The 14,208-nt window shown below is 42.0% G+C and carries 16 protein-coding genes; 11 read left to right on the forward strand and 5 right to left on the reverse strand.

Going from position 1 to position 14,208, the window contains the following annotated elements:
• Positions 1 to 107 precede the first annotated feature (107 nt).
• The 3 genes from accC to dsbD form a co-directional block, all read right to left on the reverse strand.
• Positions 108 to 1,448, reverse strand: a complete 1,341-nt coding sequence (gene accC, locus ACO05V_RS10465) for an acetyl-CoA carboxylase biotin carboxylase subunit (RefSeq protein WP_421850704.1) — start codon at positions 1,446 to 1,448, stop codon at positions 108 to 110.
• Positions 1,449 to 1,468: 20 nt separating this feature from the next.
• Positions 1,469 to 1,915: an acetyl-CoA carboxylase biotin carboxyl carrier protein gene (gene accB, locus ACO05V_RS10470; RefSeq protein ID WP_212915870.1), complete on the reverse strand. Its 447-nt coding sequence runs from the start codon at positions 1,913 to 1,915 to the stop codon at positions 1,469 to 1,471.
• A gap of 247 nt (positions 1,916 to 2,162) precedes the next feature.
• A complete protein-coding gene (dsbD, locus tag ACO05V_RS10475) occupies positions 2,163 to 3,983 on the reverse strand; it encodes a protein-disulfide reductase DsbD (protein ID WP_421850708.1) in 1,821 nt (606 codons plus the stop codon).
• Between the two features lie 110 nt (positions 3,984 to 4,093).
• Between dsbD and ACO05V_RS10480 the strand changes: the two genes are divergently transcribed.
• From ACO05V_RS10480 to ACO05V_RS10490, 3 genes are read left to right on the forward strand one after another with little or no spacing between them, the layout of a single operon-like run.
• Entirely contained in the window at positions 4,094 to 4,954 is an 861-nt protein-coding gene (locus ACO05V_RS10480; protein ID WP_421850712.1) for a tetratricopeptide repeat protein, read from the forward strand.
• 12 nt (positions 4,955 to 4,966) lie between these two features.
• Complete coding sequence (locus tag ACO05V_RS10485; RefSeq protein WP_421850716.1) at positions 4,967 to 5,983, forward strand: DUF2333 family protein; 1,017 nt, start codon at positions 4,967 to 4,969, stop codon at positions 5,981 to 5,983.
• Between the two features lie 27 nt (positions 5,984 to 6,010).
• Positions 6,011 to 6,514 carry a GNAT family N-acetyltransferase gene (locus ACO05V_RS10490; RefSeq protein WP_421850719.1) on the forward strand — a complete coding sequence of 168 codons (504 nt, stop codon included), beginning with the start codon at positions 6,011 to 6,013 and terminating at the stop codon, positions 6,512 to 6,514.
• Positions 6,515 to 6,983: 469 nt separating this feature from the next.
• Here the strand turns inward: ACO05V_RS10490 and ACO05V_RS10495 are convergent, their stop codons facing one another.
• Complete coding sequence (locus ACO05V_RS10495) at positions 6,984 to 7,868, reverse strand: LysR family transcriptional regulator (protein ID WP_421850721.1); 885 nt, start codon at positions 7,866 to 7,868, stop codon at positions 6,984 to 6,986.
• A 136-nt stretch (positions 7,869 to 8,004) separates the two neighbouring features.
• Between ACO05V_RS10495 and ACO05V_RS10500 the strand changes: the two genes are divergently transcribed.
• Positions 8,005 to 9,384 carry an MATE family efflux transporter gene (locus ACO05V_RS10500; RefSeq protein ID WP_421850724.1) on the forward strand — a complete coding sequence of 460 codons (1,380 nt, stop codon included), beginning with the start codon at positions 8,005 to 8,007 and terminating at the stop codon, positions 9,382 to 9,384.
• Between the two features lie 12 nt (positions 9,385 to 9,396).
• Here ACO05V_RS10500 and ACO05V_RS10505 read toward each other — a convergent pair whose 3' ends face one another.
• A complete protein-coding gene (locus ACO05V_RS10505) occupies positions 9,397 to 9,534 on the reverse strand; it encodes a hypothetical protein (protein WP_255825501.1) in 138 nt (45 codons plus the stop codon).
• Between the two features lie 44 nt (positions 9,535 to 9,578).
• On the opposite strand from ACO05V_RS10505, the gene ACO05V_RS10510 reads away from it, so the two are divergent.
• From ACO05V_RS10510 to ACO05V_RS10540, 7 genes are all read left to right on the forward strand, one after another.
• Entirely contained in the window at positions 9,579 to 9,920 is a 342-nt protein-coding gene (locus ACO05V_RS10510) for a hypothetical protein (protein ID WP_421850727.1), read from the forward strand.
• 10 nt (positions 9,921 to 9,930) lie between these two features.
• On the forward strand, positions 9,931 to 10,371 hold the full coding sequence (locus ACO05V_RS10515; protein WP_255825497.1) for a helix-turn-helix domain-containing protein: 441 nt from the start codon (positions 9,931 to 9,933) through the stop codon (positions 10,369 to 10,371).
• A gap of 761 nt (positions 10,372 to 11,132) precedes the next feature.
• A complete protein-coding gene (locus tag ACO05V_RS10520; RefSeq protein WP_421850730.1) occupies positions 11,133 to 11,528 on the forward strand; it encodes an Imm41 family immunity protein in 396 nt (131 codons plus the stop codon).
• Positions 11,529 to 11,620: 92 nt separating this feature from the next.
• Positions 11,621 to 12,202: a DUF6988 family protein gene (locus ACO05V_RS10525; RefSeq protein ID WP_421850733.1), complete on the forward strand. Its 582-nt coding sequence runs from the start codon at positions 11,621 to 11,623 to the stop codon at positions 12,200 to 12,202.
• Between the two features lie 158 nt (positions 12,203 to 12,360).
• The gene (locus ACO05V_RS10530) at positions 12,361 to 12,741 is read left to right on the forward strand and encodes a hypothetical protein (protein ID WP_421850736.1); all 381 of its coding nucleotides are present in this window, start codon (positions 12,361 to 12,363) and stop codon (positions 12,739 to 12,741) included.
• A gap of 118 nt (positions 12,742 to 12,859) precedes the next feature.
• Positions 12,860 to 13,306: a hypothetical protein gene (locus ACO05V_RS10535; protein WP_421850739.1), complete on the forward strand. Its 447-nt coding sequence runs from the start codon at positions 12,860 to 12,862 to the stop codon at positions 13,304 to 13,306.
• 240 nt (positions 13,307 to 13,546) lie between these two features.
• Entirely contained in the window at positions 13,547 to 14,134 is a 588-nt protein-coding gene (locus ACO05V_RS10540; RefSeq protein ID WP_421850742.1) for a hypothetical protein, read from the forward strand.
• The last annotated feature ends 74 nt before the right edge of the window (positions 14,135 to 14,208 follow it).

The raw sequence follows: 14,208 nt of genomic DNA on the forward strand, positions 1-14,208 counted from the left end.
AACAATAAAACAATCAGGAATAGAATAGCGAAGCTTGGTGCGAGAGGCGAGAGGAAAATGATTGCCCCTAGTGATTTATGTTGTCACTAGGGGCAAAACTGCAGTCTTTATAGACCGAGTTTTTTCTCCAAATAATGGATATTAACGCCGCCAGCAATGAAATTAGCATCATTTACTAGGTCTTTTTGTAGCTCTATATTGGTTTTAATACCATCGATGAAGGTTTCATCTAGAGCGCCAGAAAGGCGTTTTAGTGCAGCAGTACGATCTGGCGCATGACAAATAATTTTAGCAATCATTGAATCGTACGTAGGTGGCACTGTGTAGCCGCTGTACAAATGAGAGTCGACACGAACACCCATACCGCCTGGCGCGTGGAAATAATCCACTTTACCTGGGCAAGGCATGAAAGTTTTAGAATCTTCTGCGTTGATACGTGATTCAACTGCATGGCCATTTAGCTTGATGTCTTCTTGTTTGAAAGACAATGGCAAGCCGCTAGCAATGCGAAGTTGTTCTTTAACGATATCCACCCCCGTGACCATTTCAGTAACAGGATGCTCTACTTGAACACGAGTGTTCATCTCGATGAAATAGAAGTTGCCGTCTTCGTATAGGAATTCGAACGTACCTGCGCCGCGGTAGTTGATTTTGATGCAAGCATCAACACAGGCTTTTAAACAAGCTTGGCGAGATTCTTCGTTCAACATCGGCGCTGGTGCTTCTTCCAATACTTTTTGATGGCGACGTTGCAAAGAGCAATCGCGATCGTATAAGTGAACAGCATTACCTTGACCGTCAGCCAATACTTGAACTTCGACGTGGCGTGGGTTTTGTAGGAATTTTTCCATATAAACCGTGCTGTCACCGAAGTAAGAACCGGCTTCAGATTGTGTGATGCTGATAGATTTTAGAAGGCTGCCTTCGTTGTGAACAACGCGCATCCCACGACCACCACCACCTGCTGCTGCTTTAACGATAACAGGAAAGCCTATTTCATTAGCAACACGGATGCATTCTTCTGGGTCCGTTGGTACTGGGCCATTAGAACCTGGAACAGTAGGAACACCAGCTTCTTTCATTGCCTTGATAGCAGAAACTTTGTCACCCATTAGGCGAATTGTTTCGGCTTTAGGACCGATGAAAGTGAAGCCAGAACGCTCAACCTGCTCTGCGAAATCTGCATTTTCAGCAAGGAAGCCGTAGCCTGGGTGAATCGCTGAAGTATCTGTTAATTCTGCAGCACTAATGATAGCTGGAATATTCAAATAACTTTGAGCTGATGGATTTGGCCCTATGCAGATAGATTCGTCTGCAAGGCGCACATGTAACAAGTCACGGTCAATCTTAGAGTGAACCGCAACGGTTTTGATACCGAGTTCTTTACACGCACGTAAAATACGTAGCGCGATTTCGCCTCGGTTAGCAATCAATACCTTATCGAGCATGATGAAACCTTTGCGTTGGATTAAATGATAGTAATAAGAGGCTGGTCAAATTCAACTGGCTCGCCGTCTTCAACAAGGATTGCGCCAATTGTACCAGACTTATCTGCTTCAATTTGGTTCATCATTTTCATTGCCTCAACGATACAAATAGTATCGCCAACGTTAACTTTTTGGCCTACTTCGATGAAAGGTTTAGCGCCAGGTGCAGAAGACTTGTAGTAAGTGCCGACCATTGGAGAGTTTACAGTGTGACCAGCAATAGCAGCAGGTGCTTCTGGCGCTGCAGTAGAAGCAGCAACTGGTGCAGCAGCAGGAGCTGCCATCATTGGAGCGGCCATCATAGGTGCTTGTACTGGAGCACCACCACGACTAATACGAACAGCCTCTTCGCCTTCTTTGATTTCAATCTCGTAGACGTTAGATTCTTCTAAAAGTTCGATTAGCTTTTTGATTTTACGAATGTCCATAATTACTCTCTTCTGTCTGTGTTGGTGTTTCAGCGGTTATGTTACGCACTGACTATTATGAATTTTGAGTACTGCTTGTGTTATCCAACAAACAGGGCTTTTATAAAAAAACGAATTGTAAAAGCTTGTAACGCGAAATTATCGATAAAAAGCGGGATATTGTCCAGTTTTGCGTTAAAAAAACCGAAAAATGTTCCTTGTGGTTTATTTTTAATCAAAGGTAAACTGCTGCGCTTTTTGATTAAAATTATTGGCTGATTACTCGGTTTAGACGATCAATTAAAGTAGGTTTGCTGGGTTCTCCCATCAAAGTAAGCATTTTACGTTCTTCACCTTGATTATCTAAAAATACCAGTGATGGCGGGCCAAATAAGTTGAACTTCTGCATCAACGTCTGATTCTTGACTGAGTTTTCGGTGACATCCACTCGAATCAGTTGAACCTTGTCGAGTAGTGGTAACACATCGGATGAAGCAAACATGTCTTCTAATGTTTTGCAGCTGATACACCAATCGGCATAAAGATCTAACATAATAGGGCGATTGTCTTGATTCGCTATAATCGTATCAAGTTCATTTAAATTCGTGATCGTGGCATCAAATACCACCTTTTCTTTTAGTGTTGCTGAGGGTGATGATAAATTTTTCAAGGGTTGCAATGGGCTGCTACTACCTGCCGCACCGCCAATAAATTCCATACAACCAATAAGAAAAAAGGCCAAGGCAAAGAACCAGCGAAGAGGATGAGAGGCGATTTGATAAGCTCGATGAATGAAGTAGCTGCTTATCGCCAGTGCAAGAATGCTCCAGAGATACAAATGGCTGCTCATTGGTAACCAACGAGTCATTAACCAGATCGCCATAGCAAGTAATGCAAACCCCATTAATACCTTGATATCGTGTAACCATTCGCCGCTTTTGGGTAATACTTTAGGGCCAAAAAGCCCTACCAGTAATAAAGGAGCTCCCATGCCGAGCGCCATGACAAAGAGCATCATCGCACCATACCAGCCATCGCCTTGAGTACTTATGTAAAGTAGTACGCCAGCAAGTGGTGCTGAGACACAAGGTGAGACAATTAGCGTAGACAAAATGCCAGCGATAAAAATACTCACCGTTGATTTCCACGCTGAACCTGTTGATTTGGTTGGCACTTGAAGGCGTTGTTGCCAAGAACTTGGCAGTCTTATTTCATAGACACCGAACATGGCTAAGGCAAGCAATACAAAGATAATGGCGCTGCCAATTAACAATAGAGGGCTTTGTAACTGAGCTTGTAGATTAAGTTGGGTACCAAAAATACTCACTAATCCGCCAATAGCAGCATAGGTTAATGCTATAGCCATGACATAAACAAGGCTGTAATAAAATGCGCCTAATCTTGAATGGCGAGTACCAACTACAATGGCACTGACAATAGGCACCATAGGAAGCACACAAGGCGTAAGCGATAAGAGCAAGCCCAAACCAAAGACAGCTATGATAGTTGCCCAAAGGTTATTCGAATTAAGTAGTTGGCTGACAGATTGTGCTTCTGAAGGTACGATATTTGTGTTGGCTGTTTGAGGTGTTTTGGCTCTAGCTTGAGACTCTGTTAGCGGCTTTTCAGCTGCTGTTAACAGCGGTGGAATCGTAAATTGAATGGGCATTTGTTGAGGAGCATAACATAAGCCCTTATCAGCGCAGCCTTGGTAAGTCAGTACAGCTTTAACTTCTGTTCCGGCTGCAAGTTTGATGTCGTAATAAATAGGCAGAGTCAATTGATCTCGATAAACGATTACTTCACCATAATAAGGGTCTTGTTTGGATTCTCCCGCAGGAAAAGGTGAAAAATGCAGTTTATCTGCGTGTTCACCAGACAAGGCGAACCGTTCTTGATATAAATAGTAACCATCATGAATCTGCCATGTTGCCATTAGTTTACCGTCTTTAGGGGCGGAAACGGATAGCTGGAAAGCTTGCTCAACGGGTAAGAATTCTGGTTCTGAAAGTCTTGATGTAGGAGCGAAAGTAAAAGCGTGGGACACGCTTTGAAATGTCAATAAGAGCAGTAGAACAAGTAGGCGCATATTTATCTTCAATCAAGTTGAACGTGTTATGTAAATCCATATTTCATCACGTTAAGTATAAGGTGTAGACTACCAATCCACCTTTAAGTTGCCAATCGTAAGGGGGCAAATTGAGTAAAAACTTAGTTTCTTTGCTGTTTGTTGTCACTTTCCTGACGGCTTGTCAGGAAAATGTGAAACCATCAGAGAATAGTCAGTCAGTTGTAGTTGCAGAGGAAGTGGGGCAAGTAGAACAAGTCACTTCTAATGACTCGCTTAAACAGTTGACAGAAATTGAACATGTACCCGTGGCTAAAAAGGCGCAGCAACCTAAAGCGAAAAAAACACTTACAGCAGCCGAGAAACTGACATCGAGTCTTATTGAACAAGGTGAAGCGGCCTTATCAGCTGAACGACTTTTAACGCCAGTGGATGACAATGCGAACCTATATTTTCAAGCTGCATTAGGGCGTGATCCGGGTAACTTTAAAGCTATACAAGGCATCACAGCTATTGTTGATGTTTACACTCAGTGGGCATGGCAAGCGGCGAGAAGTGGTGATTATAAGAAGGCCGAGAAGTATTTAGACTCTGCGCGTTCAGTTAATCCTGAAGACCCTTCTATCGTGGAAATGACCTCACGAGTTAGCGATTTAAAAGTGAAACGAGAGCAGGCTGAGAGAGTGTCAAAAATAAAGTCTGAATCGAAAGACTCGAAAGGGCCTGAGCGGAAAGAACCTAAAGCACCAAAGGAAGGCCAATTTTTATTGCCCGCAACGCTTTTTAGTTTGAGTGAAGATGAGATAATCGCAAAGATTCAGCCTATTATAGAAGAAGTGGCGAAAACGGATCGGCCTCTCGCGATTTACTGGCCAAATGACAAAGAGGCACGTTTGATTTATCAAATTATTAACAGTCGTGTTCCCGAATTTCGTGTACGCGCGATGACATATCATCGTGCTGATTACATGGTCGAATTACAACAAGATTAAGGTAGGTCAACAATGTCCTGGTTAACAAATAAGTTACAAGGTTTAAAACCGAGTTTTAATTTCTCAAATGTGGGTAAAGTCGCCGGGGCTGCTGTGCTCATCGTTGCTATTCTATTGAGCTTCTTAGGCATGTACTGGAGCAGCGAGCCGGATCAATTTGATGTGGTAGCGACAGCGAAAGAAAAAGCCGCTGAACGTGGTTATCTAAACAACAGCAAAAAACTTGTTGTTGGCTACACAATGGCGAGCACTCTGCACACCATCATGGAGACATTACTGGATAAACCGGGTGGTTTTATTAGTAACGACATACTGCCGCCGGGCTTGTTTATGGACAACATGCCAGCATGGGAATTTGGTGTGTTGGTTCAGTCTCGTGATTTGGCTAGAGCGTTTCGTAAAGAATTTAGCCGCTCGCAGTCTCAGTCCACAGAAGATGTGAACTTAAAAATAGCGGAGCCTCAATTTAACTTTGATAACAAAAGCTGGGCCTTACCATCTAGTGAGAGCGAATATCGTCGTGGTAATAAAGAGCTAATGGGATACCTTGATCGCTTGGCGGGTCAATCAAACAACAAAGCCCAATTCTATGCTCGTGCCGACAACCTTTCGGATTGGTTGTCAGATGTCAGCACTCGCCTTGGTAGCTTGTCTCAGCGCCTATCAGCAAGTGTTATCGACGACAAACCGCAGTTGGAGTCAGACGAAAATACGCGTTATGTGCGTACACCTTGGTCTAAAGTAGATGATGTCTTTTATGAAGCGCGCGGCACAAGTTGGGCACTGATCCACATGCTACGTGCTGTAGAAGTGGACTTTATCTTCACTTTACAGGACAAAAACGCACTGGTTAGCCTGCGTCAAATCATCCGTGAACTTGAAGCCACTCAAGCCAATGTTTGGTCTCCCTTCATCTTAAACGGCAGTGGTTTCGGAGTCTTGGCAAATCACTCTTTGGTCATGGCGTCTTATATCGCTCGTGCAAATACGGCGATTATTGACTTACGTCGTTTGCTTGAGCAAGGTTAACGCCTTCCAAATAAGGTCAACGTTGTTATGTTTGTAAATCAGAGTCGAGTCATTCGTCTGGCTGAGTTGGAAGATGCTCCGGCTATTTTAGAAGTGTTTCAGCGTTGTGATCAGTTTGCCAGCTCAGGGCATCGTCAAGATAATATTAAATTGATTGATGTCTTAGATTGGCTGGAAAACGTCACCGACAATCACCCCATGTTGGTGATAGAAGAGCGGGGCAGCGTGATTGCTTGGTGCTCTGTTGAACCTTTTTATGGTTTACCTGCCTTCGACTCTGCTTGTGAAATAAGCTTCTATGTCTCACCAAATAGGCAGAGAAAAGGCATTGCTACACAGCTATTTCAATACCTAGAAATGAACCGATCAGAGCTTGGCTTCACCCACCTTGTCGCTTATATCTACGCCAGCAACCTCGAAAGCCAAGGCTTCTTCACACGCCAAGGATTTGATCAATGGGGACTGCTGCCGAACATTGCTCAGAATGAACAGATTAAAGAAGACGTGTTTATTCTTGGAAGAGAGTTTTAGTTTTCTTATTCCCTCCCCTTATGTCTTCCAAGGGGAGGGTTAGGGTGGGGTTATTCTTTAGATCTTTAAGTCTGTTTGTTACTTTTCAGCGCCTCCTAGTTTGCAACCTTTATTCCGCTCTTTAATTCAGGAAAAAGCTGAGCGGGTAACTTATGTCTAGCGACACAAAACTTCAGTATATAAGGTAAGCAAAAGGTCGCTTTATCGGGCTATCGCCCAAACGTCTCATTCATGTTGTTTTATATCGGTTTAGCAAGACAATTTTTATCGTAAGGCATGGATTATGAATTTAGCTAGAGATGACCATTCAAACAATGATTCTGAAACTCCATAAAGTCGCGCAACTTCGTCGCGTCGAACTGACTTCTAGAGCGAAAATAAGGCTAAGACAAGTCATTCCCGCGAAGGCGGGAATCAAACTCTTATGATCTAGGGTAGGGCATCTTGAGCGCAGCGAAGCTTTTATTGTCTAAATAGAGCGATTATCCATTAAGTGACGCATTTTCTCAGTGATCCAATCTGTCAGTTTATTGCTTGGGCTGTCGAGTCGTTTCACTATGCCTATTTCAATTAATTGATCTGTTAAGAAATCGCTTTTGGCGATTTTTATTTGCTCAAAAAACCAATGCGCTTTGGCAATATGCTCAGGCACGATGGCCCAGCCCTGATTCTGCGTGACCAATTCACAAATCAAATAGTAACTGTCTAAATCCCAATGATCTGGACTTAGGGCGTTTTCGCGGTTCTCTCCTGAACGGTTGCATAACACGAACTGACGGTATTGCTGTAGTTGCGATAGACTCAATACATTTTCTTTAGCAAGTGGGTGCTTTTTACCGACAATCAGAATTTTTTTAAAATATCCCAAAAACTGCATGGTTAATTTTGGTGGCAAGGCACTGTTGCTAATCATAAAGCCCATGTCGGCTTTTTGATTGGCAATGGCTATGGCGATGTCGTCTTGTGATCCGTTAGTAATAACCAAATGCGTATTAGGAAATAAATCGCCAACTTGTGAAAAAATGGAATGAATGGTTTCCAGTGGCAAGGCTTCATCTAGGGCGATGCGTAACGAAATAGGTTCTTTGTTTGCCGCTGATAACGCACGTGAGTCTAAGCGTAAACATTGGTTAAGCACGGCTCGCGCTTCGGGAAGCATCTCGTTTCCCAGTGGCGTTAATACGGGGAATTTAGAGCTGCGATCAAATAACTCAAATCCTAAATCCAATTCTAAATTAGCGATGGCGCAGCTGATGCGAGACTGGGCCTTTTGTAATTGCCTTGCTGCAGCCGAAAAAGAACCAAGCTCAGCGGCGGTAACAAACGCCAGTAACTGATCCAGTGTCCAATTCATTTCTTTGCTCATAAAATGGTTACTCTCGCGGCATAGATAATGGCTTAATCCATCCTATAAGCGGATGGTAACTAACTTTCTTATATCTTAATTATATATATTATGCCTGCATTCTTACTTTCTGGATATTTAAGTTATGCAAGCCGCTCCACAGGTTCAACCATCACAATCCGTCGCAGGCGCGTTTTGGCGCTTTGCCATTCCTTCCATCGTCGCTATGTTAGTTAGTGGTTTGTATCAGATCATTGACGGCTTCTTCGTGGGCCACTTTGTTGGTGCGGACGGACTTGCAGGCATCAACATGGCCATTCCCTTGCTTGGTCTAATCATGGGCTTTGGTATGCTGGTGGGAATGGGCGGTGGCAGTGTGCTGTCTAAATATCGAGGCGAGAACAACCTAAATGGTACCCAAGCAACACTCGTCACGGCGCTTTTCTTGATTATTTTGATCGGCTTATTGGCCACTGTTGTATTTATTGCCTTTGGACAGAGTCTGCTCAATATTCAAGGCGCGACAGGCGTGACCCTAGAAATGAGCTGGAGTTATGTGCAGACCATGTCGTTTGGTGCGCTTATTTCGATTGGTGCCAGTGCCATGCCTATGCTGGTCCGAAACGACGACAGCCCAAACCTTGCGACAGTGTTCATTGTCGTTGGCGCCGTCGCCAACATTGTCTTGGACTATGTTTTCTTAGCCCATCTTGATATGGGATTAAAAGGCGCCGCCATTGCGACCTTAATTGCTCAACTGGCGACCTGTATTCTGTGTCTACGTTACTTTACGTCCTCAAAAGCCAAAACCAAGCTGGCGATTAAACAACTCGATAAAACCATCGCTATTCGTATCGTGCAACTGGGCGCGTCAAACTTAGTGATGTTTATCTATTTTAGCTTCGTCATGGCATTCCATAACCTGCAATTTATGGCCTACGGAGACACCACACAACTCGCCGCCTTCGCTATAGTTGGCTACTTAGCGAGTTGCTACTACTTCTTCGCCGAAGGCTTAGTCAGCGGCTTGCAGCCACCGGTGAGTTACTACTTAGGCGCCAAGCAATACAAGCGCATAACCGAAACCGTAAAACTGGCTTTTTCCGTCACCGTTGGATCGGGTATTGCCTTGGTTATACTGTTTAACATTTTTCCAGAACTCTTTATCAGCATCTTTACCACAGGCAACGATGCACTGCTTGAAGCCAGTAAAAATGGCATTCGTCTGCACTTAATGGCCCTGTTTTTAGATGGCTTCTTATTCATGGCGTCCATCTACTTCGTCGCCGTTGGCAAAAGCGGACAAGCCCTGTTTGTCTCCGTTGGCAACATGTTGATACAGATTCCATTCCTGTTCATCTTACCGAAATACCTCGGCATCGATGGTGTTTGGTTAGCCGTTCCTCTATCCAATATCACCTTCGCACTGATTGTACTGCCGATGCTATTGATCAACCTGAAAGGCCTGATGAAAATGCATAACCAACAAAGTGATATTGAAGCAAGATCGGTCGCTTATCAGTAATCTCTGAACCTATTAGTGAAGAACACTTTGTTCAAGGTGTTCTTCAAATTTGGCTTCTTCGTTTCCATTCAAACGCTTTGTATTCCCAGCCTTTATTCCGCCTTTTAATTCTGGGAAAAGCTGAGCGGGTAACTTCTTGACAAAAGCCATTTTACCTATCAATATGATAGGTGTTGACTCAATGGATGAGTAATATGAAAAAGAATAATCCACAAGGAGCCGTGGCGTTTCCTCTCAGTGAATTTACAGCTCGAAAAATCATTAATGATCTAGCAGAAAACCATACCAATAGAATCCGCTGGAGTAAGCACATTAAAGAGAGAATGCTGGAACGTGGTGTGACAACGGGACAGGTTTTGGCGCTACTTAAAAGTAAGCGATCTGTATTTCGTGAAGGGCCTTATCTTGAGCTAAATGGTGATTGGAAATTTAATTTAAAAGGAATGGCGGCTGGATCTATTATAGAACTCAGTGTCGCCATTAAGAACCATGCTGATAACCCGACTTCAATTCTCATCACAGTTTGGGTTCATTAGGAGTAAAACTATGTATCACTATACAGAATGTGGCTTGCCTAACGTCTATCTAAAAAACGGTTTTACCATTGAAAATATAGACGGCGAAGACTACACCAGCATTGATGATATGAATAACTTACATGTCGCCATCGCGCAAACAATCGCAGACAGTCACATGATACTTCGTCCTGCTGAATTTAAGTTTTTACGCATAGAGTTAAACCTATCGCAAAAAATGCTCGGACACCGCTTTGGTGTATCAGAACAAACGATAGCGCGTTACGAAAAAGGCCAGTCAGAAATCCCCCGAACGACAGACGCCGCGCTTCGATCTCTATTCATGGAAAAACTAGAGAAAACAAACTCCGTCAGCTACTTTCTAGACCTTTTGTCAGATGCCGAAGCCCAGCAAGCTGCAAAGGAAATATTACTGGAAGAAATCGACAACCGCTGGGGGATCGCGGTTTAGCTAGAGTTTGAATATAGCAATATTCAAACTCTTTGACTTCATTCTAACTATTTGCATTCCCAACCGTTATTCCGCTCTGCTGAGCGGGTAACTTTTTGCTAGCGCCCAAAAAGTAACCAAAAATTCGCTTTATCGGGCTTTCGCCCAAACGTCTCATTCACATTGCTTAACATCACGTCTAGCAACACGATTTTTATCGTAAGGCATAGATTGGCTTTTTCTGTTCGAGAGACTTTGTCTGTTAATGACTCTGAAACTACATAAAGTCGCGCAACTTCGTCGCGTCGAACTGACTTCTTCGTAGCTAATCGTGTAAAACCAAAACGTAGGGCATCATAAGCGCAGCGACTCTTTAATCACAAAAAAATGCCGTTGGAAGTGAAGCTTTCATTTTCTAAGGTAGGTCGTCCTTCAGGGCGACAAAAAACTAAACGCGCATGCGCACTATTAATTGTTGAACTAAGCCGCTTCGCGGATCGACAGAGAAGAGTAAGCACTAAAAAATGCATAAGGTCATAAGGCCTCAGGGAATCGCTTGCCTCGTGGGTTAAATCGCGCTACAAAAGAGCAAACGAAGAACCAATGTAGCGGCGATCAAAGACCATCTGAAGCGGCATCGTCCAAACAGGCTTTGGTATTTAGCGAGTTAGATAACAGGGAAGCCCTACCATGAAAAAAGCAAATCCCCTATATAGACAACGCAGCCGTTCAACAGTGGTTTATAGCCGCAGCTACGCTGCCGTATAACCCTTAATTGTTAAATGGAGGGTACGGATATCTCACGAAATGTCGTTTATCAGAATTTCCCTCACAATAGTGAATACGAGATTGGTTCTTTTCTTGGTTGTTTGCATGAGGAGAGCGTATGGAATGAGGAAGAGTATTGGAAACTTGAAGGAGCTATTTATCAGCTTTTTAACGAGGAAGTTAAAAATACTATTGCTAGAGATATTGCATGGCCGCTTTTTCGAATTTATAGCCACGCAATGCTACTACTTCAGTCTCATTATGATAAAAATGATCAATATTTCATCATGAACTTGGATGAAGTAGAGGTGCAAGACTATAGAGAGCGCATTCAACAAGTCTTTGAAGGCTTTTTTCAAAACAAAATGCCAAAGATTCAAGATTTTGAAAAGAGAAATCCCTTGTTCTAAGTGCTCATTTAACAAGCGTAGCCATTGGGATAAAATTTCCGCTACGCTACATTTTTACCCGTGCTACGGGCGTTATAAATCCGAGTGAAGTTATGGAAAAATCAAAGAAGAACTTGCTTCAACTAGAAGAAGCATTAAACCATATTGAATTACCTCGTACCGACAAGGTCGTTGTTGCAAGTTCGTATTACTCAATATGCATGGAGCACTACCGCTCAATTTTAACCTTACTTGAACTTCAGCTTTATAGTTCAGCAAGTGCTCTCTTAAGGAGTCTTTTTGAAAGCTATGTTAAAGGTTTGTGGTTTTACTACTGCTCGGATGCTAAAGATATTGATCGACTTAGAAAAGATGATTTTGAAAAACCATTTGGGGCATTGGTTAGTGAAATTGAAAAGAAAAAAGGTAAGGGTTTATCAACCGCTAAGAAGATTTTGTGGCGAACTTTAAATGGACTAACACACTCCGGGGCAGGGCAAGTTTCACGTAGAATATCTGACGAAGCGATCGGATCAAACTTTGACGAACTGTTTATCCAAGATGTGAAAAAGTTTACAAATAGCTATGGTTTGTTAGTTGCTGGCGAGCTAGCGTTAATTAGTAATAATAGAAAAGCTCAAACTGCCGTGCTAGAAGTTCAGGGGGATTTGGGTTTCGCAAAATTGGATTTATAACAAAGCATTTAAGAGTGATTCGCAGCGCTTGGTGTTCTCGTTTTGTTTAAGTACAGCCAAGCGTCGCTCACATATTAATGCGGCGTTAAGCGCTTTCAACAGTTGTGCATAGTACTCATTTCAGAAAATGAATAATTAAAGGATTAAGTTATATAGCCATGAAAAAAATAATTGTATTTACATTTTTTCCTTTCTCTCTTATTGCTAATGCAAGTTATTTAAACTGCATACCTGAAAAAGCAACGACAATTATTCAATCACCAAATAATGAGCATAGAGGAGGTTCAATGGCCGTCGATACTAGCTTTGTTCTCTTTAATGAGCAAAATAAATGGATGGTGAAGGAAAAGGGAAGTACGCAGATTCTTTTTGATAGTTGCAATGAGACTGGACACCTCTGTCAACGAAAAATTGGATATAGTGGTCACTTTGTACTACGTGATAACAATCTGTTTTCTGTTTTTATTATGTGGGATACTGACAAGACGGTCAATGATAGTGATATTCAATATATTTTGTATGCAGGTAAATGTTCATAACAAAATCGGCACTTAACAAGGTATTTCAGCAGGACTAAAACAGCTGGCTGAGCTCCTTGGTCGAAAGTTTTAGCCAAGCATTTTTACGTTATTTGCCTTAGATGGAGAGGTTAGATAGGTGCAGGAATCAAAATTAAAATCTATCGCATTTGCAGTCCGTCAAAAAATAGAACAGGTTATCGATGAATTACCATATGTAGATGTTGAGCTTCAAAACTTTCCATCTGGCTCTTGTGAAGTTGCAAGCGTAATTTTAGGTTTGTACGTTCAATCTGAACATGGAATTGATGTTGTTCAATCTGTAGGTAAACGTCCGATATTGAATGATTATCGAGAAAACAATCACGTATGGTTAACTGTAAATGACTCGTTGATAATCGATATCACAGCAGACCAATTTGAGGACTTTCAAGAGCAAGTTTTCGTTGGTTCTGAAAGTGCTTTTCATAGCACATTTGAAGTATATGAGACTCGACCGATAGACTTTAGCTATCTAAATCGCCGTGGCTCTGTGGGATACGGCGGTGTATACAAAATTGTATCAACTAGTTTGGCTAGCACATAACAAGTGCAACTAAACCAAATACTTAAGTTTTGTTGTTTTTTTGCAAAAGGGCGTATAAGTGCAGTCATGTCAACGTGCCGTTGTTGCAAGCGTTACCACGGAAAAATAACATGAAAATCATCGTGCTCTGAAAAAGGGGAAGGGACTTAGTGATTTGTAGCGGTCGAGTAAAACTAGTTATAGTTATGAAACAAACTTCGTTTCTTAAAAAATTATGAATATCAAATATATAAGATCATTATGCTAGAAAAAATAATCGAACATTACAAAACTCAGCATCAGTTAAATTTAGAATCTGAATTAGCTGATTTTATGCCGCCAAGTAGTTTTAGTGATGTGATATCTAGAGTGGCGTATTGCAATGGAAAAGACGAAAAAAAATTTCCCCATCAATATCGAATAACAAAACAAACATGTGATGTGAGTCATAGGATTTTAAAAAATATGTCGTTCAATAATATAAAGGATTTTGAATCACTATATGAATGTTTAAAAAAGAATTTGTTACCTATTCATGGAGTTGGAAAGCTTTATGTTTATGATGCGGCTTTACGTTTAGGGGCTTATTTTAGTCAGGAACCTACGAAAATATATCTCCATGCTGGTACATTAAAAGGAGCAAGAAATTTAAATTTAGATACTTCTAAGGATAGTTTAAATATTCAAGATCTTCCTCTGCATTTACAAACAATTAATCCGAAATTTGTTGAGGCAATACTCTGTATTTATAAAGATAGCTTTCAAAATGGCGAAGTGATGTTTGACCCGTTGAGTTACCCCAGTACAAAACGTTGTTCTGGAACGTTACGCAGGGACAGTCGGTGTTAAATGTGCCTGCCACTTTCTGCACTGAAACTTCTCAGTCCAACTTTTGAGTAGCATAAGAGATTGATTCCCGCCTT

Source organism: Marinomonas sp. (assembly GCF_965225885.1).
In the GTDB taxonomy this organism is placed as follows: Bacteria; Pseudomonadota; Gammaproteobacteria; order Pseudomonadales; family Marinomonadaceae; genus Marinomonas.